The organism is Streptomyces sp. NPDC004327, from assembly GCF_042873935.1.
GTDB lineage: Bacteria > Actinomycetota > Actinomycetes > Streptomycetales > Streptomycetaceae > Streptomyces.
On sequence record NZ_JBIAME010000005.1, the window covers coordinates 511,029 to 531,082 of the forward strand.

The following is a 20,054-nucleotide window of genomic DNA, read 5'->3' on the forward strand; positions in this document are numbered from 1 at the left end:
GTGCGCCTCTTGCTCTTGGCTACTGCTGGAGTCGATCCTAATATGGACACAGTCCAAGTCAAGGCTGGTGACCATGAGCAACCTGCTGGAACGGCTCCGCCGTCGCGGCTGGCGGATTTCCGCCCAGCGGCGCGTGGTCGCCGAGGTCCTCGACGGCGAACACATCCACCTCACCGCGGACGAGGTGCTCACGCGCGCCACCGCGAGACTGCCCGAGATCTCGCGCGCGACGGTGTACAACACGCTGGGCGAACTCGTCGCGCTCGGCGAGGTGATCGAGGTCTCCGGGGTCGGCCGCGCCAAGCGCTACGACCCCAACGCCCACCGCGCGCACCAGCACCTGGTCTGCGGCGGCTGCGGGACCGTACGGGACGTGCATCCGGCGGGCGACCCGCTGGCCGGGCTGCCGGAGACGGAGCGCTTCGGCTTCGCGGTGACGGAGGTCGAGGTCACCTACCGGGGGCTGTGCCCCGAGTGCGCGAGCGGCGGGGGACCCGACGGGAGATTGGCCGAAAACATCTGAGGAAACACCTGAGCCGACCGGCGCGCGGGGCGCCGATCGGCTCAGGTGGTGGTGGAGCATCGTGCTCAACTCTCTTCCGGCTCCAGGCGGAGCGAGATCGAGTTGATGCAGTACCGCTGGTCGGTCGGGGTCGGATACCCCTCACCCTCGAAAACATGGCCGAGGTGGGAGCCGCAGCGGGCGCAGCGGACCTCGGTGCGGATCATGCCGTGCGAGGTGTCGGCGACCAGCTCGACGGCCTCGCTGTCCTTCGGGTCGTAGAAGGACGGCCAGCCGCAGTGCGACTCGAACTTCTCGGTCGAGGTGAAGAGCTCCGCGCCGCAGGCCCGGCAGGAATAGACGCCCTTCGTCTTGGTGTCCGTGTACTCGCCGCGGAACGCGGGCTCGGTGCCGGCGAGCCGGAGCACCTGGTACTCGGACGGAGTCAGCTGGGCCTGCCACTCCTCGTCGGTCTTGTCGACCTCGTACGCCATGAGCTCGCTCCCTACTGCGAAAGCCGGTCCAGGATCTTCGGGCCCAGGTCGGTCACATCGCCCGCGCCCATGGTCAGAACGAGATCGCCGGGCCTCGCCATTCCCGCGATCACGTCCGCGACCGACTCCTTGTCGTGGACGGCCGTGACGTCGGCGCCGGCCGCGCGGGCCGCGTCGATGATCAGCTCGCTGGTGACGCCGGGGATCGGGTCCTCGCGGGCCGGGTAGATGTCCAGGACCACGGAGGCGTCGGCGAGCGCGAGCGCGTCGCCCATCTCGCGGCCCAGCTCCTGGGTGCGGGAGAACAGGTGCGGCTGGAAGACGACGAGCAGCCGGGAGGCGCCGGCGGCGCCGCGCATGGCCTCCAGGTCGGCGGTCATCTCGGTGGGGTGGTGCGCGTACGAGTCGATGACCTGGACGCCCGCCGACTCGCCCTTGAGCTGGAGGCGGCGGCCCACGCCGGTGTAGGCGGTGAGCGCCTGGGCCAGCTCGGCCGGGTCGAGGCCCACGCGGGAACCGGCGGCGAGGGCCGCGGCGGCGTTGTGGGCGTAGTGGCGGCCGGGGACGGAGACGGTGAAGGTGTGCTCGGCGCCGTCGAGGGCGACGGTGACCTCGCTCTTCATCCCGCTCGGGACGATCTTCAGGATGTGGGCGTCGGAGTCCTCGGACTCGCCGACCGTGAGCACGGTCAGGCCCTCGCGGCCGCCGGCCCGGCGGGCCAGCTCGCGCGCGCCCGGGTGCTCGCCGACGACCAGCGTGCCGCCGGGGCGGATCTTGGCGGCGAACGCCTCGAAGGACTCGTAGATCTCGTCCATGTCGGCGTAGTTGGCGTGGTGGTCCAGCTCGACGTTGAGGACGATCGCCACGGTCGGGTCGTACTTCTGGAAGCTGCGGTCGCTTTCGTCCGCCTCGGCGACGAAGACCTCGCCCTCGCCGTGCCGGGCGTTGGTGCCGGGGCCCGCCAGGTCGCCGCCGATCGCGTACGAGGGGTCGGCGCCCAGCTCGGTGAGGGCGACGGCCAGCATCGAGGTGGTCGTGGTCTTGCCGTGCGTGCCGGCGACGGCGATCGCGCTCAGGCCGTCCATCAGGGAGGCGAGCGCGTCGGAGCGGTGCACGACCGGGATGCCGAGCTCGGCGGCGCGGGCCAGCTCGGGGTTGTCGGCGCGGATGGCGCTGGAGACGACGACGGCGGAGGCGTCGTCGGCGAGGTGCTCGGCGGCGTGGCCGATGTGCACGGTGGCACCCAGGGCGCGCAGCGCCTCGGCGGTCGGGGACTCCTTGGCGTCGCTGCCGGCGACCTTGGCGCCCCGCTGGGCGAGGATCTTCGCGATGCCCGACATTCCGGCACCGCCGATGCCGATGAAGTGCGGCCGTTCCATGGCGGCAGGGATGGCGGGTGCCATGCGGATCTCCCCTTGCTGATGTATCGGGTGGCGAGGTCCCAGCCTAGTGGTTCGGGCCGGCCGGCCCGGGCGGGGCGCCCGGGCCGGCCGGCTGCCCGGGCCCCTTACTCGCTGTGCGCGAAGAGCTTGAGGACGGGCACGCCCACCTTGTGCCGGGCCCGGGAGGCCCAGTCCCGGTGGAAGAACTCCTCCACGTAGTGCGGGGCGGTCAGCACGATCACCTCGTCGGCCGCGGACTCCTCGACCACGGTCTTCATCTTGTTCAGGGGGTGGTCCTCGACCACCTGTCCGACCGCCTCGCAGCCGGCCGCTCTCAGCGCCCTGAGCGAGACCTCCAGCGCCTGCTCGGCGACGGGCCGGGCCTCCTTGCCCTCCGGTTCGGCGCCCTCCCTGGTCGCTTCCTTGAGTTCGCCCATGGCGACGTCGTCGATGGCGCGCAGCAGTACATCGGCCTGGTCACCGCGCGGCTGCATCAGCACGATGAAGGACACGCCCTCGTCGCCGTGCAGGGTGGTGACGAACTCCACGTCGACGGACGTCAGGGGCTTCTCGATCATCAGAACGCTTGTGAACACCTCAGGAGCCCTTCTGCGGAACTGCGGAAACCATCCTTCCCCGCGACCGCAAGGGGACTGCGACACGGGGACTGCGAAGTGATTGTGCCCAGCGAACGCTAAGCGGAACGACAAATTCCGCGATTGTCAGATCCGAAGGTAGCGGGTGAACAGGAAGCCGTCCTGCTCCAGCACCGACGCCACGGCGAAGCGCTTCGGAAGGGCGACCGGGGGGCCTCCGGCGATCCGCTGGGCACCTCCCGCCGTCATGGTCGGCGAGAGCGCCAGGCACAGCTCGTCGAGCACCCCGGCGGCCACGAACTGGCCGAGCAGCCGCGGCCCGCCCTCGGTCAGCTGGCGCCGCAGCCCGCGCTCCGCGAGCGCCGCGACCACCCGCTCCGGCTCCACCCCGCGCCCGTCGCCCGCGATCACCACCTCGGCGCCCGCCCGCTCGGCCTCGGCCCGGCGCTCCCGGTCGGACAGGGCGCCGGTCAGCACGATCGTCGGGACGAGCGGCTCGGTGAAAAGCGGAAGCGAGAAATCCAGGTCGAGCGAGGCCGTCACGACCGCGATCACCGGGGCCGGACCCTGCCCCGCCGCCGCCCGGCGGGCCGCGAAGGCGTCCCGGGCCCGGGCCGGCCGGTAGCCCTCGGACCGTACGGTCTCGGCGCCGGCGATCACCACGTCCGCCAGGCCCCGCAGGGTGCCGAAGATCCGCATGTCGGTCTCGGAGGAGAGCGGCTGGGAGCGGCCGTCGTGCTGGCCGGCCCCGTCGAGCGAGGAGACCATGTTGGCCCGCAGCCAGGAGCGGCCGGAGGCCTCCTCCGGGTACGCGTAGGCGTCGGCGAGCTCGTCGAGGGACCACTCCCTGTCCGCATCGCTGGCTGTCATGTCCGTCACAGGGAACAGGCGTCGCATCCTCGCAGTCTGACATGGCGCTTACAGTGGGGAACTGTGTCGACCCGTGCCATAACCGAAGCAGCAGCCACCGCGGCAGCCACTGCCGCCGCACCGCTCTCGCTCTGCTCACGAGAGCCGCATGTCCCCGCCGACCGCCTGGTGGCGGAGATGGTGCCGCCGCCGCGCTTCGACTCGGTGCGCTTCGACACGTACATACCGGACCCGAACCAGCCCAGCCAGATCGAGGCGGTCAAGATCCTCGGCGACTTCGCCGAAGGACTCGGCGGCGCCCACGCCACGGGCGAGGGCAAGCGCCGCTGGTTCTCCAGGTCCCCGAAGAAGGCCGCCGCCCCGGCCGGCCCGCGCGGCGTCTACCTGGACGGCGGCTACGGCGTCGGCAAGACCCACCTCCTCGCCTCCCTCTGGCACGCCACCCCGGCCGAGCCCTCGCTCAAGGCCTTCGGCACCTTCGTCGAGCTGACGAACCTGGTGGGCGCGCTCGGCTTCCAGCAGACCGTGCAGACGCTCAGCGGACACCGGCTGCTGTGCATCGACGAGTTCGAGCTGGACGACCCGGGCGACACGGTCCTCGTCTCCTCGCTGCTCAGCCGCCTGGTGGAGCACGGCGTGGCGCTCGCCGCCACCTCCAACACGCTGCCCGGCAAGCTCGGCGAGGGCCGCTTCGCCGCCGCCGACTTCCTGCGCGAGATCCAGGGCCTGTCCGCGCACTTCCGCCCGCTGCGCATCGACGGCGAGGACTACCGCCACCGCGGCCTGCCGGAGGCCCCCGCGCCGTACGCCGAGGAGATCGTCACCAAGGCCGCGTACGCCACCCCGGGCGCCTCGCTCGACGACTTCCCGCAGCTGCTCGAACACCTGGCCAGGGTTCACCCGAGCCGGTACGGCGCGCTCACCGACGACCTCACGGCCGTCTGCCTCACCGACGTCCAGCCGGTCCCCGACCAGTCGACCGCGCTGCGGCTCGTCGTCCTGGCCGACCGGCTCTACGACCGCGAGATACCCGTGCTCGCCTCCGGCCTCCCCTTCGACCGGCTGTTCAGCGACGAGATGCTGAACGGCGGATACAAGAAGAAGTACTTCCGGGCGATCTCCCGGCTCACCGCCCTCGCGCGGGACGCGAAGGGGCTCGTGGCGCAGTAGCTTGGGGCCATACCCGAGCCATCCGCAGCGAAAGGGATACACATGGCCACCGTGCGTCACGCCCACACCGTCTGGCAGGGCGACCTCCTCAAGGGTTCCGGTGTCGTCACCCTCGACTCCTCCCACCTCGGCTCGTACGACGTCACCTGGGCGTCGCGGGCCGAGCAGCCGGAGGGCCGGACCAGCCCCGAGGAGCTGATCGCCGCCGCGCACTCCTCCTGCTTCTCGATGGCCTTCTCCAACGGCCTGGCCAAGGCCGGCAACCCGCCGACCCGCCTGGAGACCAAGGCGGACGTCACCTTCCAGCCCGGCGAGGGCATCACGGGCATCCACCTCACCGTGCGCGGCGAGGTGCCGGGCCTGGACGCGGACGAGTTCCAGGCGCTGGCCGAGGACGCGAAGAAGAACTGCCCGGTGAGCCAGGCGCTGACGGGCACGACGATCACACTGACGGCCGAGCTGGCGTGACCGCCGGTCGGATCAGCTGACGGGTACGACGATCACGCCGACGGCCGAGCCGGGGTGACCGCCGGTCAGATCAGCGGGTAGCGCACCTCGGTGAGGCGCTCCGACAGCTCCCACAGACGGCGGCCGGTCTCCGGATCGGTCGCCGTCGGCGCGAGCGCGACCCGCTTGGGCGCGCCGCGCAGCTCCCCCGGCCCGTCCGGCCCGATGAACGCGCCGCCCTCGACACCGGGCGCGGTCGCCGCGCAGAGCTGCGGCAAGGCGCCGGTCTCGGGCGACTGGGCGAGCAGCGGGCCGAGGATCCGGCCGAAGACCAGGCGTACGAGGGCCACCGGGGTGTCGTTCTGGAGGTTGGTGGCGGTGTAGCCGGGGTGGGCGAGCACGCTGCGCACGGGGCTGCCGGCGGCGGTCAGACGGCGGTGCAGCTCGTGGCCGAAGACGGCGTTGGCGAGCTTGGACTGGTTGTAGAAGCCCATGGGCGCGTAGCCGCGGGCCCCGTCGATGTCGCCGAAGTGGATGCTCCCCTTGCGGTGCTGGAGCGAGCTGACCGTGACGACCCGGGGCTCGCGCCCGGCGGCCAGGCGGTCGAGCAGCAGCCCGGTGAGCGCGAAGTGGCCGAGGTGGTTGGCGGCGAACTGGAGCTCGTGGCCCTGGGCGCTGAGGGTGCGCGGCGGCGCCATCACGCCCGCGTTGTTGACGAGCACGTCGAGGTGCGGGTGGTCCGCGCGGAGCTTGGCGGCGAACTCGCGTACGGAATCGAGGTCGGCCAGGTCGATCCGGCGCACGTCGAGCCGGGCGCCCGGCACCTGGGCGGCGATGTCGCGCGCGGCACCCTCGCCCTTGCGCTCGTCGCGGACGGCGAGGACGACGTGGGCGCCGTGGCGGGCGAGGGCGCGGGTGGTGGCGAGGCCGAGGCCGCTGTTGGCGCCGGTGACGACGAAGACGCGCCCGGTCAGGTCGGGGATGTGGTCGGCGTTCCAGTCCTTGATGTCCTTGATCTCCATACGGCACACGCTGCCGCGCGTGTCACTCGGTGTCAAGTTTTTCTCTCGGTGTCATTCGGCGGTCTACGATCGGGGCATGACGACCGACCCCTTGAGCCTCGCCGACCGCAAACGCCTCCTCGTCGCCACCGAACTCACCGAATCGGCGCTCCAGCTCCTCGCGTCGAAGGGCTTCGACGCGGTCACCGTCGACGAGATCGCGGCCGCCGCCGGCGTGTCGAAGAGGACCTTCTTCCGCTACTTCGCGTCCAAGGAGGACGTGGTCGTCCAGTTCCTCTCCGGCATGGGCACCGACATCGCCACGGCCCTCGCCGCCCGCCCGGCCGGCGAACCCGCGTCCGTCTCGCTCCGCCACGCCGTCGCCGTCCCGCTCGCCGCCTGCACCGACCAGCACCCCGACCACGCGGCCCGCGCCCTGCGCGTGGTCCAGCTGATCCTTCGCACGCCCGCCCTGCTCGCCCGCTTCCTGGAGCGGCAGGCCGAGTGGCGCGAGGCGCTCGCGGCGGAACTGGCGCGGCGCCGGGACGTGGACCCGGCCGCCGACCTCTACCCGCGCCTCGCCGCCGGCACCGCGCTCGTCGCCTTCCACACCTCGCTCGAGCGGTGGAGCGACAGCGAGGCGGCGGCGGACCCGCTGGCCCTGCTCGACCGGGCGTTCGGGGTGGTGGCACCGGCGCTGGACGCGCAGGATCGGTAGGACGGCGTCGGCGGAAAGGGCGGACGAGGTGCACAAGAAGAACGAAGCGGGCCCGGCGAACCTGCGTGACGCACTGAGGCTCCCGGTGGGCGAACGGATCACCCTCTCCTCGTACGACGCGCGGGCGACACCGGGCGCCGGCCCGGCGGGCGCCACGGCGAGCGCCCCGGCGGACAAGTCCGCCGGGCTGGCCGCCACCGCCGCCCTCGCCCCGCGCCTCGCCGAGCTCCAGGAGCGCCTCTACGCGGCCAGCACCGCCGGCGACCCGCGCCGCCTCCTCCTCGTCCTCCAGGGCATGGACACCAGCGGCAAGGGCGGCACGGTCAAGCACGTCATCCGCCACTTCAACCCGGCCGGCTGCCGCATCCAGGCCTTCAAGGCGCCCACCCCCGAGGAACGCGCCCACCCCTTCCTCTGGCGCGTCGCCCGCGCCCTCCCCCGCCCCGGCGAGATCGGCATCTTCGACCGCTCCCACTACGAGGACGTCCTCGTCGCCCGCGTCCGCGGCCTGGCCCCGCCGCCCGAGATCGACGACCGCTACGCCGACATCGCCGGCTTCGAGAAGTCCCTCGCCGACAACCACGTCACCGTCGTCAAGGTCTTCCTCCACATCTCCTACGAAGAACAGCGCGCCCGCCTCCTCGCCCGCCTCGACAACCCCGCCAAGCACTGGAAGTTCAGCGCCGGCGACATCGAGGACCGCGCCCTGTGGCCCGCCTACCAGGAGGCGTACGAGGTCGCGATCGAGCGGTGCGCGACCGACCGCACACCGTGGTTCCTGGTCCCGGCGGACCGCAAGTGGTACCGCAACTGGGCGATCAGCACGCTGCTCCTGGAACACCTGGAGGCGCTGGATCCGCGCTACCCGAAGGGCGACTTCGACGTGGCGGAGTGCCGCAGGAGGCTACTGGAGTCGTGAGGCACGCCAGTCGTCGATGTGCCCCTTGAGATAGGCCGAGGCCGACGGGTACATCCCGCCGAGCCGGCCGTGCGCGTCGAGGACGGCGAGGAAGCGGTCGAGCAGACTCCGGTCGCCGCCGGCGGCGAGGTTCTCCGCGAGCCGGGTCGTCCTGGTCTCCTGCTCCAGCCCGCCCATGACGTCGAGAAAGACGCCGGTTCCGTCCTCGCCGAGACGCTGAAGCTGGAGGTGGAGGGGACCGGACCCCTCGAAGTGCCCGTAGCGGGGAAGGTCGTCGCAGTACCCGCCGGCGACGTGCCGAGCCAGGTCCGGCCTTCCCGCGCCGACCAGACCCACCAGGACGTGGAGGGCGACGGCCTGTGGCAGCTCGCGGGACAGCACCCGCGCCGTACGGGAGGGGTACGGCCCGGGCCTCGGGCCCAGGGCGGCCACGGCGAGGCCGACCACGCGGGCGGGGTCGTCCCGCACGCTCGCGATCGCGAGGGCGAGCATGTGGTCCGCCTGGTGCGCGCCCCAGGGGCCGCCGCGATCCCTCAGGCCCTCGTAGAGATCGCCCGCGTCGCGCTCGGTCATCCGTGCCGAGAGGCCCTGGGCCCATGCCTCGTGGACCAAGGTCTCACCCACGCCCCTCACCTCCCGCGCGAACAGGGGCAGTTCTCCCACCGGCCGCAACCGCGCGACGTCCGCCACGAACTGTTCGGCCACTGCCTGTGGCCATCCGGCCGCGAGCCACCTGAGCAGCTCCCCCGCCTCTCCCACCGGGCGGGACCACGCCGCCTCCGTCAGCTCCCGCGCCGACTCCGAGAAGTCCTCCGCCTCCCACATCGCCGCCAGCTGGCCCTTGAACGCCCCGAGCGGAAGCTCCCCGGTGGCCGCCGGACGCCGCCGGGACAGCTCCTCCTCCAGGCGCAGCACCTCGTCCCGCAACTCCGCGCCGCGGCGTTCCGCGTCCACGCGCAGATGCTCGGCGTCCCGCAGGTCCTGCCGGAGCCGGGCGATCTCCGCGCCCCAGTCCAGACGCAGCTGGTCGAGCTCGTCGGCGGCGGCCCGGGCCTGGGCCTCGCGCTTCTGGAGCAGGTCGTGCAAGGCCTCGACATTGCGGTGGGCCCGGTCGGTGTCGCGGCGCGAGCGTTCGAGCTCGGCACGAAGGCTCTCCAGCCGGAACTCCTCCGGGTCGGTGACGCTCAACGCCTCCAGTCGCCGGGCACGGATCGCGGCCTTGGCCGCCGGCTTCACCGGGGCGCCGACGTGGATCCCGACCTCGGCGATCAGCCGTTCGACGAACTCCTCGGAGGCGACCCGCCGGCCACCGAGGAAGCGGGAGACCACGGACTTGTCCACGTGGATGCGGTGGGCGTACTGGTTCTGGCTGATGCCGAGCTTGTTGAACAGCTCCTTCAACACGTTGCCGAGCGCCGCAACTTCCGGCACGACTCCACGCTCGATCTCGGACGAGGTGCCCTGCGTACGGGCGACTTCGGTCATGCGGTGCGCTCCCCCGTGGTGTTGACCCCGCATCGGCAACGGTTGCCGCTTCCGCACCGTTCCCCGTTCACCCGACCGTGTCTCCCATGCAGACCATCCGCTTGGCCCAGCGCGCCCTCGTCGTCCTCGTGTCCACCCTCCCCCTCCTCCTCGTGACCCTCGCCCTCGTCCCCGCACTCCTCGTACTGCCGTTCCGGCGCGAGCGGGCCGCGCACGCGCAGGCCCTCGTGGGTCAGCTCAGCGCGTGGACTCGGGCCCTGTTGCTGTCGAGCCGCGAGCGATGAACCGATCCGATCGGTTAATTTCCGTGAGTGACCATTTCTGTACGAAAACTGTCGGCGCTTGCTCTCCTGGGTGCCGTACTCGTCGGCTGCGGCGGGGGCGCCGCCGACTCCCCCGCGCACCCGGCGCGCCCCGCGCCCACGACGCCCGCCGCGTCCCCCTCACCCAGCACCAAGGGTGCCCCCGGCCGGCCCTCGGGCCACACGGCACCGCCCACGCTCGCCCCGGACGCCGGCGGGCTCACGCCCGTGTACACGCACCGGGCGAAGAGCGCCGAGAAGGTCGTCGCGCTCACCTTCGACGCCGACATGACGGCCGACCAGGGGCCGCGCGCCGCGCGGGGCGAGCACTTCGACAACCCGCAGCTGATCGCGACGCTGCGCCGGCTCAAGGTGGACGCGACCGTGTTCATGACGGGGCGCTGGGCCGAGCAGTACCCGCAGGAGGCGAAGTCGATCGGCAACGACCCGCGCTTCGAGATCGCCAACCACTCCTTCAGCCACTACGCCTTCGCGAGCCCCTGCTACGGCCTGCCCACCGTCGCCGGGCCCGACATGGCCTCCGACGTCCAGCGCGCCTTCGACGCCTTCCGCGATGCCGGCGTCACCAACGTCGTCCCGTACTTCCGCTTCCCCGGCGGCTGCTACGACGACGACGCCCGCCGCGCCCTCGCCCCGCTCGGCGTCACCGCCATCCAGTGGGACGTCGTCAGCGGCGACGCCTTCGCCAAGGACGCCGACGCCGTCGCCGAGCAGGTGCTGACGGGGGTGAAGCCGGGCTCACTGGTCGTCATGCACTGCACGCGCAGCGCGGCTCCGGTGACCGAGCGGGCGGTCCGCCGGATCGTGCCGGAGCTGCGGGCGAAGGGCTACCGCTTCGTGAAGGTGTCGGAGCTGATGAGCCGGTAGAGCGCCGGATCGTCATGAGAGCTTCACGGCGATCGAACCGTCGCGGCGGACCGTGCGCCACGGGTACTCACAGACCATGCGGTCCACCTCGACCGGCCGCTCGACGTGCATCCACGCCGAGAACGGCTTGCACCGCCCGCGGTCGGCGAACTCGGGGCACCGGCCGTCCGGCTTGGTGATCTGCTGGGCGCGCCAGGCCAGCGTGCCGGCGAGCTTCTCGGCGGGGTGGGTCGGCAGGTACTGGTTGCTGAAGAACGAGCCGATCATGCCGCCCGCCAGGGCCATGGCGAGCAGCACGCCCAGCGCCGTGAAGCGCTGCTGCCGCTGCCCGTCGCCGAGCCGCTTCAGCAGCGGGGCGAGCCGCTGCGCGGCGATCACGCAGGCGAGGACGGTGAGCGCGGTGAGCGTGACCTGGATCTGGATCATGGTGCGCGGGAAGAGCTGCACCTGCTGGTCGGCCTCCATGCGGCCGGCCAGGTAGAAGCGGACCAGCCACGCGCTGCCGAAGGCCGCGAGCGGGGCGACGACGATCGCCTTGCGCAGGCCGAGCGCCACGGCGAAGCCGAGGCCGATGAGCACCACGACCGCGTACACGTGCAGTCCGGAGAACTCGCCGACGCCCGGGTACTCGCCCGGCTCGTCCCAGGCCAGCCCGGTCAGCGGGGTGGTGCCGATGTACGCGGGCTCGGTGAGCGTGTAGCCCGAGCACCACTGGTCACGGGTGCCGGTCGCGCCGAGCAGCACCCGCAGGTACACCCCCGCCACCAGCAGGAAGCCGAACAGCGAGCTGCCCAGGTAGAGCAGGCCGCGCAGCCGTCCCGTACGCCCGGTACGCCACGGGTAGAAGAAGAGGACGGCGACGAGCACGCCGGGCAGCGACCACAGGTGCCAGCCCGAGTAAATGAGGAAGAGCAGCCCGAAGAGCAGTCCCAGGAAACCGCCGCGCAGCACCGTGCCGCGCGTGCTGAAGTGCGGCGAAGCACGCAGCCACATCAACAGCTTGGCGATCAGCGGCAGGATGAGGACGAGGACGAAGGGGCTGTACGGCTTGTGCGGCAGCGTCTGCTGGAGCGCGGGCAGCAGACCGACGGCGAGCGCGGGCAGCGGCCGCAGACACATCCGCCAGAACAGATAGGCCGCGGGCCCGGTCAGCGCCACGAACGCGATGAACACCCACTTGATGGCGAGCGCGGGCTCGCCGCCGTAGAGACCCAGCTTGGCCAGGTATCCCAGGGTGTACGGCACGGCCGGCGGATAGAAGGCGTCCATCGCCCCGGTGTGCAGCACCTCCTCGCCCCAGCCGATGATGCGGTTGTTGTCGCCGTACGGGCCGTTCAGCGTCCACGGCGTGCCGCGCAGCGCGAAGACCTGGCCCGCGCCGAGGAATCCGGTGCACAGGCCGGCGACGGCCGCGGTCGCGAGCCGCGTCGTCAGACGCCGTACCCGCTCGCTGCCGCGAACGGTCGCCCAGCCGACCACGGCGAGGACGATCAGCGTCAGGACGGCGAAGCGGAGCTGGAGGTTCGACAGGCCGCTGATCTGGCCGACCCGGGTGATGGGGCTGTTGTCGACACTCAGGCCCCACAGGGTGAAACCGAGCGCCGCCACCACGGACACGAGGATTTCCCCGCCGGCCGGGGACCAGCGGCGCGACGCCCTCCGGAGGAGTGCGCGGAGCCCTTTCGGCCCGTCCGTCGGAGGGGAGGCCGCTGCTGTCGTCAACTGTCTGTCTCCCGGAAAGCGGAAACGAAGACCGGATGATCCCGCAGCGTACGGGAGTTGCTCAGCGACCCTGGCGGGACAGGCGGGACAGACGGCGAAGCTTGCGCTTCAACCGGGTGAGCGTCGAGGGCGGCGCGGGCGGGGCCGGCCGCTGCTTCAGGTGAACCGTCAGCTGAGGACCCTCGGGCCCCAGGCTCACGTCGTACGGGCGGCTGCCCTCGGGGCCGAGAGCGAGCGTGCGCCGTTCGACTCGGCGCGGGATGTCGGCGGCGAGCGGGCCGCCGAGGCGGCCCTCGGCCGTCAGGCCGTGGGCGGAGCAGCGCAGGCTGATGTCCCAGGCACCCTCGGAGAGGGTCCTCACGTCTTTCAGGTCGAGGCGGATCCGGAAGCCGGCCCGCCCGAAGTCGTACGTCTCGCGGCCCCGGCTCACCGTGAGGTGCGGGGTCGTCTCGTACGTCACCGGCAGCACCGTCTCTCGCCCGCTGTCGCGGTGGCGCAGCACGGTCTCGATGGTCAGCGCGTCGGTGTCGATCTGGTCGAGGTAGGCGTAGCCGGCGAGTTCGACGACGGTGCCGTCCCAGGTCAGCTCCTCGACGCGGCGGCGCGGGCTGGCGCCGAGGGCCGCGTCGGTGACGTCGCACAGCTCCGGCGCCCCCGTGTACGGCGCTGCCGCGTACAGGCGGCCGTCGCGGACGACCGTCTTGCCGGGCCGGCCCGCGACGTCCCACTCGACGACGGCGGCCAGCTCGTCGAGCAGGCCTTCCTTGATGCAGTGGACGCGCAGCCGCTCGGCCACGTCGAGGCGGGCCAGGACGCCGGGGGTCACCCAGCGCTCGGCGTAGGGGCGGGCGAGTTCGGCGACCGCCTTGCGGTCGGTGTCGGAGTCGTCGAGGAAGCGGCGGCCGAAGCGGCGCAGCAGCTCGACCTTGACGTGCCGGGTGATCAGCCGGTCGCGCAGGTCGCCGGGTTCGGTGAGCTCCTCGACGATGCCGACCAGCTCGTCGGCCTGCGCCACCATCGTCGCGTAGTCGAGGCCGCCGTGGGTGATGTTGCCCTGGTCGCCGCGGCCCACGAGGTAGTAGCAGTCGTAGTCGCCGACGACGGATATGACTCCGCTGTGCAGATAGGCGCGGGCGACGAAGTGCTGGTCCTCGCTGATCCGCATGTGCTCGGGGAAGCGGAGCCCGTGCTCCTCCAGCATCGCGCGGCGGAACAGCTTGAACGGCATGAGCGTCCAGTACACGACCGCCGGGTCCGCCCGGTCGACGTTCTTCGCGAAGACGTCCCTGGCCGTCGGGGAGATGGTCCGCCCGGCGCCGACGAGCTTGGCGAGCACGGTGTCCGCACCGTTCTTCTCGGCCATCGCCACGAGGCGCTCCAGCGCCCGCGGCCCGAGGCAGTCGTCCCCGTCGAGGAAGAAGACGTACGTCCCGGTGGCGTGGTCGAGCCCCACGTTCCGCGGCCGGCTCGGCCCGCCGGACGCCTCCTGGTGCACGACCGTCATCGCCCCGGCGTACCGCGCCGCCCACGCGTCCAGGAACTCCCCGCTCCCGTCCGTGCTGCCGTCGTCGACGGCGACGATCTCGATGGCGTCCGTCCCGATGCTCTGCCGCTCGACCGAGGCGAGGGTCTGCTCCAGGTACGGCATCGCGTTGTAGACGGGGATGACCACGGAGACGGTGGGCGTGGAGGGTGTGGTCATGGTGGGGTGGCTCCCGTGCCGACGGTGTGGAGGTACGGATGTACGAATGGGCAGAGGTGAGGAGATCGTGAAGAGCGTGCCAACGGTACGGCACGTTCAGCGGGTTGTGCAGGTGCGGTTTCGGCGCCGGTTCAGCCCGAGCGGGCCGTGAGCCGGCAGGCCAGGGCCGTTGCCGTCGTCATGAGCACGAGGGCGGTGGCGAGGGCCGGCCAGGGAAGGGGCAGGGTTCCCGTGTGGGCGGTGGTGAGCAGGGCCGTGAGGGCGGACTTGGCCGGGGAGCCCGTGGTGACCAGGGCCAGGAGGGAGCCGAGGAGGAGGGTGGCGAGGGACCAGCCGCGGGAGGGGATCAGGGGGCGGGTGGTGAGGGTGCCGACGGTCGCGCCCGTGAAGGTGCAGGCGGCCGCGGCGAGCAGGCCCGCGGCGGCTCCGCCCGGGTGCGGGCGGCTGATGGCAGTGACGGCGAGGACCGTGACGACGGCCACGAGGAGGACGGCCGTGGAGGCGGTGACGATCGCGGCCAGATGCGCGCGGGCCGGGCCGGCGGCCGCGGCGACGACCGTGCGGGCGGCGGGCGGCTCCTGGTTGAGGCAGATCCGTACCGCCCAGGCCGCCACGGGGACCAGGGCGGTCGCCGCGTAGCCGAGCGAGCCGGGCAGCGGTTCGCCGGGGCGGACGCCGACGCCGACGTAGGCCGCGTAGAGGAGGAAGGGGGCGAGCCAGCGCTGTGAGCGCAGGAGCAGGGCCGCCTGGTAGCGGAGGAGCGGCGTCAGTGTCGTCATGGCCGTGGAACCCGTACGCCTTCGGTGCTCAGGTGGTCGATGTGCCAGCCGGCGTCGAGCAGGGCGCGCAGGACGGCGTCGGAGCGGTCGGCGTCGATGGTGAGGGTGAGGCGACCGCCGTCCACTTGTGCCCCCGCGATCCCCGTGGGCGGTTCCGTGCCGCCCGAGGCGGTGATCCGGACCGACGGCACCGTTGCGACCGCGTTCGCTTCCGCCCGTCGCACCCGGCCCGACGCCACCTCGTACACCGCCTCCGCCTCCCCCGCGAGCCGTCGCGGGTCGTGGTCGACGAAGACGACCCGGCCGCCCGCCGCGACCCGTTCGCGCACCGCGCGGTCGAGTTCGGCGCGGGCGGCGGCGTCGAGGCCGGTCCATGCCTCGTCGAGGACGAGCAGGCCCGGCTCGGCGAGCAGCGCCTGGGCGACGGCCACCTTCTGGCTGGTGCCCTTGGAGAGTTCGCCGAGCGGGGTGTCGCCGTACGCGGCGGCGCCGAAGCGGTCCAGCCACTCCCCCGCCCGTGCCCGGGCCACCGCGCCGCCGAGGCCCTGGATGCGGCCGAGGTGGATCAGATAGCCGGCCGCGGTGAGCGGCAGGGCGGCGGGGAAGCGCTCGGGGACGTACGCGGTACGGGCCGGCCGGCCGGTGACGCGGCCCTCGCTGGGCGCGTCGATGCCCGCGACGAGCCGCAGCAGTGTCGACTTGCCCGTGCCGTTGGTGCCGGTGACCCGGGCCAGGGTGCCGGCGGGCAGGGCGAGGCCCACCTCGCGCAGCACCCAGGGCCCGCGTGCTCCGTAGCGCCGTCCGACGCCTTCGAGCCTCATGCCGTCAGTTGGCGACCTTCTGCGGGACCGCCTCGCTCGGGCGGACGATGACGAAGCCCTGGCCCTCCAGCTTGAGCTGGACCGCCTCGCCCGAGCCGCCGCGGATCATCGAGCCGAAGGACTGCGAGCGGTGCAGCGAGGTGTGCAGCTGCTCGCTCCAGCCGACGACGGCGTCGGTGTCCACGAACACCGGGGCGTCGGGGGTGACGGGGATGACGATCGGGTTGCCCTCGCACATCAGGGCGATCTTGCCGTAGCCGGTGAAGACGCTGTTGAACAGGCCGCCTCCGGTCATCCCGGCGCCCTTCACCGTCCGGATCTCGTAGTGCAGCGAGGCGTCGAAGCACAGCACGTTGCGGCCGTTGACGGTCAGGGCGTCGCCCTGCTCGACCTCCACGATGAAACAGTTCTGCGCCTCGTGCGCGAACCACGCCTCGCCCTGGCCGCGCACGGCCATCAGCGCCAGGCCCTCCCCGGTGACCGCCCGCTTGAGCAGGCCGCCCAGGCCCTGGCTCTTGTGCTCGAACTGGAGGTTCCCCCGGAAGGCGATCATCGAGCCCTGTCGGGCGTGCATCTCCCCGTTGACGGCGTACTTGACCGACTTGGCGTTCTGGAGGGTCATCCCCGGAAACGTCGCCGCCTCGGCGAGGTGCTCACTGGCGAAAAGATCACTCTTCATGGCGGCATCCTGTCCCGGAACCTCTCATTCCTACAAGAAACGTGTGTTCGGAGCCGGCGAGCGCGGTGGCAGACTTGCCGGGTGAGCAGCCACGACACCGTCCTGCCCGGCAACGCCCGGGACGACAAGCCGCAGTTCGTCCTCCCCCTCGTCGTACGCATCGAGCGCGACGCGCCCCCGGCCCGCACCGACGCCCTGGAGACGGCCGCCCGCGCGGTCCTCACGATCCTGGCCGACGAGCGCTCGCTCGGCGACGGCGAGTGGGCGCAGGCCATGACGGACTGGCAGGACGCCCGCATCCGCAAGGTGGTACGCCGGGCCCGCCGCGCCGAGTGGCACCGCGCCGAGGCGCTGCCGGGCATCACGCTCGCGAGTCCGCACGGCGCCGAGGTCCGGGTCTTCCCGCCCGTCCCGCTCGACGGCTGGCCCAAGGACCTCGCCCGCCTCCAGGTGTCCGGCACCGACCTGGACGACCCGGCCGCGCCCGGGCCGGCTCCGGAGGACGGCGCCGTGCTGTGGCTCAACCCGGAGCTCGACATGTCCGCCGGCAAGACGATGGCACAGGCCGGACACGGCGCCCAGCTGCTGTGGTGGGAGCTGTCCGACGCCGACCGCAAGGCCTGGCGCGAGGCCGGTTTCCCGCTCTCGGTCCGCACCGCCGACCCGGAGCGCTGGGCCCGGCTGACGTCCGGCGGGCTGCCGGTGGTGCGGGACGCCGGGTTCACGGAGATCGCGCCCGGCTCGTGCACCGTGGTGTCGGAGTTCCCGGCCCTCGGTCTGCGCGCGCGCTGAACGTCGGTCTCCGCGCGCGCTGAGCGTCGCTCTCCGCGTGCGCTGAGCGTCGGGCTATGCGCGCCGAGTCTTCGACCGGTCCCCCGCCGATCCCAACCTCAAATCAACCTCTGAACGTCCCCCCTGGCGGATTCGAACCGTCGCTTCCGGGCCATCAGCTCAGGGACCGAAGGAGGGGGACATGGGGGACCTGAAGAATCGTGGCGCGCTCGGGGTCGGCATCGGCTGGCGTCCGGAGATAGCGGACGCGGTGGAGACGCTGGCCGGGGTCGACTGGGTGGAGGTCGTCGCCGAGAACCTGTGCGCCGATCATCTGCCGGACTCGCTGGCGCGGCTGCGGGCGCGCGGGGTGACCGTCGTGCCGCACGGGGTGTCGCTGGGGCTCGGCGGCGCCGACCGGCCCGACGCGGGACGGCTCGCCTCGCTCGCGCGGAAGGCGGAGGCGCTCGGGGCGCCGCTGGTGACGGAGCACGTCGCGTTCGTCAGGGCCGGGGGGCCGCTGACCGCGACGCCACTGCTTGAGGCCGGGCACCTGCTGCCCGTGCCGCGCACCCGTGACGCGCTCGACGTCCTCTGCGAGAACGTGCGGATCGCCCAGGACGCGCTGCCGGTGCCGCTGGCCCTGGAGAACATCGCGGCGCTGATCTCCTGGCCGGGCGAGGAGCTGACCGAGGGCCAGTTCCTGACGGAACTGGTGGAGCGCACGGGGGTGCGGCTCCTCATCGACGTCGCGAACCTGCACACCAACCACGTCAACCGCGGCGAGGACCCGGCCGAGGCGCTGGCCTCGCTGCCGGTCGAGGCGATCGCGTACGTGCACGTGGCGGGCGGTCTGGAACGGGACGGCGTCTGGCACGACACCCACGCCCACCCGGTGCCGCGGCCCGTCCTCGACATCCTCGCCGACCTGGCCTCGCGGATCTCCCCGCCGGGCGTGCTGCTCGAACGCGACGACCACTTCCCGCAGCCGCGGGAACTCGCCGCCGAGCTGACGGCGATCCGTACGACGGTGGAGACGGCGAAGCTGACGAAGCCGGCCAAGACGGCCAAGTCTGAAGAGACGGCGGGAATGGTGAAGACGGCGCAGGCCCGTGGGACAGCGGGTGCGACGGAGGCCCGTGCGGGTACGGTGACGGCCGCCCCGTCCCGGCCGCTCCTGATCGGCGCGGGCGCGCGGACCTCGGGCGGCCCGATGCCGGCCGTCGCGCCGGAGGTCCCGCCCCTCCCCCGGACTCGTACGGCAACCAGCGCCCCGGAGGTCTCACCCGTCACCCCGGCCCGTAACCCTTCCGGCATCACCGCCTCCGACCGTGCCCGGCAGCGTGTCGGGCTCGCGCAGGCCGCGCTGCTCTCCGCGCTCGTCGCCGGGACGCCCGCGCCCGAGGGGTTCGACGTGCGGCGGCTCGGGGTGCAGAGCCGGGCGCTCGCGGCCAAGCGGGCGGACGTGGTGGCGAAGGTGGCGCCCGAGCTGCCCGAGATCCTGGGCGCGGGCTACCGGCCGGCGTTCCTCGCGTACGCGCGGACGCGGCCCATGACGGACGGCTACCGGCACGACGCCCTCGACTTCGTCGAGGCGCTGCTCGTCGCCGGGCGGCCGGAGGATCCGGCGGCGCACCGGCGGCTCACGGCGTGGTGGCGTGACCGGGCGGGCATCCGGCCGCCGGGGCCGGCGGCGCGGTTCGCGCACCGGGTGCGGACGGCGCTCGGGCGGGGCGGGGCGGAGGTGGCGGGGCCGTGAACACGCTCGCGATCGTCTACGACCTGTTCGGCGCGGCCGCCGTCGCGCTGCTGCTCGTCAAGGTGCGCCGGGCCCGGCGCGGGTCCGGCGGGGCGGTGCACGACCGGTACGAGGCCGCGTTCCTCAACGGCGGCCCGGCGCGGGTCGTCGACTCGGCGCTCGCCTCGCTGCACGGGGACGGGCGGCTCAATGTGAGCGACCCGGGGATCGTGTGGCTGACCCGGTCGGACGCCCGGGCGCACGACGAGGTGGAGCGCGCGCTGCTGGGGACGCACGTCGCCGGGCAGGGCGCGCTCGCGCCGCTGCGGCTCGACGTGATGCGGCACCCGGCGGTGCAGGAGATCGGCGACGGGCTCGCGGCCCGGGGCCTGATCACCGCGCCCCGGGTCCGCCGGTCCCTGCTGGTCTGGAGTTGGGCGCTGGGCGGGGCGGTGCTCCTGTCGGTGCCGTTCGTCCTGCTCGTGACCGTGGCCGCGCTGGTCGGTACGGACGACTCCGTACCGTTCGTGGTGAAGGTGCTGCCCACGTTGGTCGGCGTGCCCGCCATGGCGGTGGTGTGCCTGGTGGCGGCCGGGAGCCGGCTCACGCCGGCGGGCCGGGCCGCGGTCCTCGCGTACGGGCGGGAGCTCGCGCACATCACCGCCGACCCCGGGCTGCTCGTCGCGCTCCACGGGCTCGGCGCGCTGCCCGATCCGGTACTGCGGGCGCATCTGATCACGGCGGCCCGGACCCGGGTGGTGCGGCCGGGGCCGACGGCACAGGCGGGCCGCTCGTCCTTCCGCCACTCGTCCTCCCGCCTTTCGTCCTCCTCCGACGACGCCTTCCTGCCGGTGATGTGGTGCGCGGCGGCGGCCGGGGGCGACGGGGGCGGGTGCGGCGGCGGGAGCGGCAGCTCGTGCGGGAGCAGCGGGAGTTCGTGCTCCGGCGGGAGCTCCTGTTCGTCCTCGTCGAGTTCCTGTTCCTCCTCGCCGAGTTCGTGCTCGTCCTCGTCCAGCTCCTGTTCCTCCAGCAGCAGTTCTTGTTCGTCCTCGTCGGGCTGAGCCGCGC

At 72.8% G+C, this 20,054-nt stretch carries 21 protein-coding genes; 10 read left to right on the plus strand and 11 right to left on the minus strand.

The window, feature by feature from the left end; genetic code table 11:
- Positions 1–73: 73 nt before the first annotated feature.
- Positions 74–523: a Fur family transcriptional regulator gene (locus ACFYU9_RS20040; RefSeq protein ID WP_389207609.1), complete on the plus strand. Its 450-nt coding sequence runs from the start codon at positions 74–76 to the stop codon at positions 521–523.
- Positions 524–588: 65 nt separating this feature from the next.
- Here the strand turns inward: ACFYU9_RS20040 and msrB are convergent, their stop codons facing one another.
- From msrB to ACFYU9_RS20060, 4 genes are all read right to left on the minus strand, one after another.
- On the minus strand, positions 589–996 hold the full coding sequence (msrB, locus tag ACFYU9_RS20045) for a peptide-methionine (R)-S-oxide reductase MsrB (RefSeq protein ID WP_389207611.1): 408 nt from the start codon (positions 994–996) through the stop codon (positions 589–591).
- Between the two features lie 11 nt (positions 997–1,007).
- Positions 1,008–2,399: a UDP-N-acetylmuramate--L-alanine ligase gene (gene murC, locus ACFYU9_RS20050; protein ID WP_389345567.1), complete on the minus strand. Its 1,392-nt coding sequence runs from the start codon at positions 2,397–2,399 to the stop codon at positions 1,008–1,010.
- Positions 2,400–2,503: 104 nt separating this feature from the next.
- Positions 2,504–2,974 carry an indole-3-glycerol phosphate synthase gene (locus ACFYU9_RS20055; protein WP_389207615.1) on the minus strand — a complete coding sequence of 157 codons (471 nt, stop codon included), beginning with the start codon at positions 2,972–2,974 and terminating at the stop codon, positions 2,504–2,506.
- A 126-nt stretch (positions 2,975–3,100) separates the two neighbouring features.
- Complete coding sequence (locus tag ACFYU9_RS20060; RefSeq protein ID WP_389345568.1) at positions 3,101–3,871, minus strand: pyrimidine reductase family protein; 771 nt, start codon at positions 3,869–3,871, stop codon at positions 3,101–3,103.
- Positions 3,872–3,907: 36 nt separating this feature from the next.
- On the opposite strand from ACFYU9_RS20060, the gene zapE reads away from it, so the two are divergent.
- Together zapE and ACFYU9_RS20070 are read left to right on the plus strand one after the other, a co-directional pair.
- Positions 3,908–5,014 carry a cell division protein ZapE gene (gene zapE / locus ACFYU9_RS20065; RefSeq protein WP_389345569.1) on the plus strand — a complete coding sequence of 369 codons (1,107 nt, stop codon included), beginning with the start codon at positions 3,908–3,910 and terminating at the stop codon, positions 5,012–5,014.
- A gap of 42 nt (positions 5,015–5,056) precedes the next feature.
- The gene (locus tag ACFYU9_RS20070) at positions 5,057–5,482 is read left to right on the plus strand and encodes an OsmC family protein (protein WP_389207621.1); all 426 of its coding nucleotides are present in this window, start codon (positions 5,057–5,059) and stop codon (positions 5,480–5,482) included.
- A gap of 65 nt (positions 5,483–5,547) precedes the next feature.
- Here the strand turns inward: ACFYU9_RS20070 and ACFYU9_RS20075 are convergent, their stop codons facing one another.
- Positions 5,548–6,483: an oxidoreductase gene (locus ACFYU9_RS20075; protein WP_389207623.1), complete on the minus strand. Its 936-nt coding sequence runs from the start codon at positions 6,481–6,483 to the stop codon at positions 5,548–5,550.
- A 76-nt stretch (positions 6,484–6,559) separates the two neighbouring features.
- On the opposite strand from ACFYU9_RS20075, the gene ACFYU9_RS20080 reads away from it, so the two are divergent.
- The gene (locus ACFYU9_RS20080; RefSeq protein ID WP_389207625.1) at positions 6,560–7,180 is read left to right on the plus strand and encodes a TetR family transcriptional regulator; all 621 of its coding nucleotides are present in this window, start codon (positions 6,560–6,562) and stop codon (positions 7,178–7,180) included.
- A gap of 28 nt (positions 7,181–7,208) precedes the next feature.
- Positions 7,209–8,099, plus strand: coding sequence for a PPK2 family polyphosphate kinase (locus ACFYU9_RS20085; RefSeq protein WP_389345570.1), 891 nt, complete (start codon positions 7,209–7,211; stop codon positions 8,097–8,099).
- Here the strand turns inward: ACFYU9_RS20085 and ACFYU9_RS20090 are convergent.
- A complete protein-coding gene (locus ACFYU9_RS20090; protein WP_389345571.1) occupies positions 8,085–9,584 on the minus strand; it encodes a helix-turn-helix domain-containing protein in 1,500 nt (499 codons plus the stop codon). The two genes, ACFYU9_RS20085 and ACFYU9_RS20090, sit on opposite strands and share 15 nt — an antisense overlap.
- Before the next feature lie 86 nt (positions 9,585–9,670).
- Here ACFYU9_RS20090 and ACFYU9_RS20095 point away from each other — a divergent pair, with 86 nt between their 5' ends.
- Both ACFYU9_RS20095 and ACFYU9_RS20100 read left to right on the plus strand, forming a co-directional pair.
- Positions 9,671–9,868: a hypothetical protein gene (locus ACFYU9_RS20095; RefSeq protein WP_389207631.1), complete on the plus strand. Its 198-nt coding sequence runs from the start codon at positions 9,671–9,673 to the stop codon at positions 9,866–9,868.
- Between the two features lie 27 nt (positions 9,869–9,895).
- A complete protein-coding gene (locus ACFYU9_RS20100; RefSeq protein ID WP_389345572.1) occupies positions 9,896–10,774 on the plus strand; it encodes a polysaccharide deacetylase family protein in 879 nt (292 codons plus the stop codon).
- Positions 10,775–10,786: 12 nt separating this feature from the next.
- On the opposite strand, the gene ACFYU9_RS20105 is transcribed toward ACFYU9_RS20100, so the two are convergent.
- The 5 genes from ACFYU9_RS20105 to ACFYU9_RS20125 all read right to left on the minus strand — a co-directional run bounded on the left by ACFYU9_RS20105 (position 10,787) and on the right by ACFYU9_RS20125 (position 16,477).
- A complete protein-coding gene (locus tag ACFYU9_RS20105; RefSeq protein ID WP_389345573.1) occupies positions 10,787–12,391 on the minus strand; it encodes a hypothetical protein in 1,605 nt (534 codons plus the stop codon).
- A 166-nt stretch (positions 12,392–12,557) separates the two neighbouring features.
- Positions 12,558–14,198, minus strand: a complete 1,641-nt coding sequence (locus ACFYU9_RS20110) for a glycosyltransferase family 2 protein (RefSeq protein ID WP_389345574.1) — start codon at positions 14,196–14,198, stop codon at positions 12,558–12,560.
- Positions 14,199–14,329: 131 nt separating this feature from the next.
- On the minus strand, positions 14,330–14,968 hold the full coding sequence (locus ACFYU9_RS20115) for an ABC transporter (protein ID WP_389345663.1): 639 nt from the start codon (positions 14,966–14,968) through the stop codon (positions 14,330–14,332).
- A gap of 5 nt (positions 14,969–14,973) precedes the next feature.
- On the minus strand, positions 14,974–15,798 hold the full coding sequence (locus tag ACFYU9_RS20120; protein ID WP_389345575.1) for an ATP-binding cassette domain-containing protein: 825 nt from the start codon (positions 15,796–15,798) through the stop codon (positions 14,974–14,976).
- A 4-nt stretch (positions 15,799–15,802) separates the two neighbouring features.
- The gene (locus ACFYU9_RS20125) at positions 15,803–16,477 is read right to left on the minus strand and encodes an AIM24 family protein (RefSeq protein WP_389207640.1); all 675 of its coding nucleotides are present in this window, start codon (positions 16,475–16,477) and stop codon (positions 15,803–15,805) included.
- An 81-nt stretch (positions 16,478–16,558) separates the two neighbouring features.
- Here ACFYU9_RS20125 and ACFYU9_RS20130 point away from each other — a divergent pair, with 81 nt between their 5' ends.
- The 3 genes from ACFYU9_RS20130 (at position 16,559) to ACFYU9_RS20140 (ending at position 20,047) form a co-directional block, all read left to right on the plus strand.
- Positions 16,559–17,269: a peptidyl-tRNA hydrolase gene (locus tag ACFYU9_RS20130; RefSeq protein WP_389207642.1), complete on the plus strand. Its 711-nt coding sequence runs from the start codon at positions 16,559–16,561 to the stop codon at positions 17,267–17,269.
- A 181-nt stretch (positions 17,270–17,450) separates the two neighbouring features.
- On the plus strand, positions 17,451–19,007 hold the full coding sequence (locus ACFYU9_RS20135) for a DUF692 family multinuclear iron-containing protein (RefSeq protein WP_389345576.1): 1,557 nt from the start codon (positions 17,451–17,453) through the stop codon (positions 19,005–19,007).
- Positions 19,004–20,047: a TIGR04222 domain-containing membrane protein gene (locus ACFYU9_RS20140; RefSeq protein ID WP_389345577.1), complete on the plus strand. Its 1,044-nt coding sequence runs from the start codon at positions 19,004–19,006 to the stop codon at positions 20,045–20,047. Before ACFYU9_RS20135 ends, ACFYU9_RS20140 begins: the two co-directional genes overlap by 4 nt.
- The last annotated feature ends 7 nt before the right edge of the window (positions 20,048–20,054 follow it).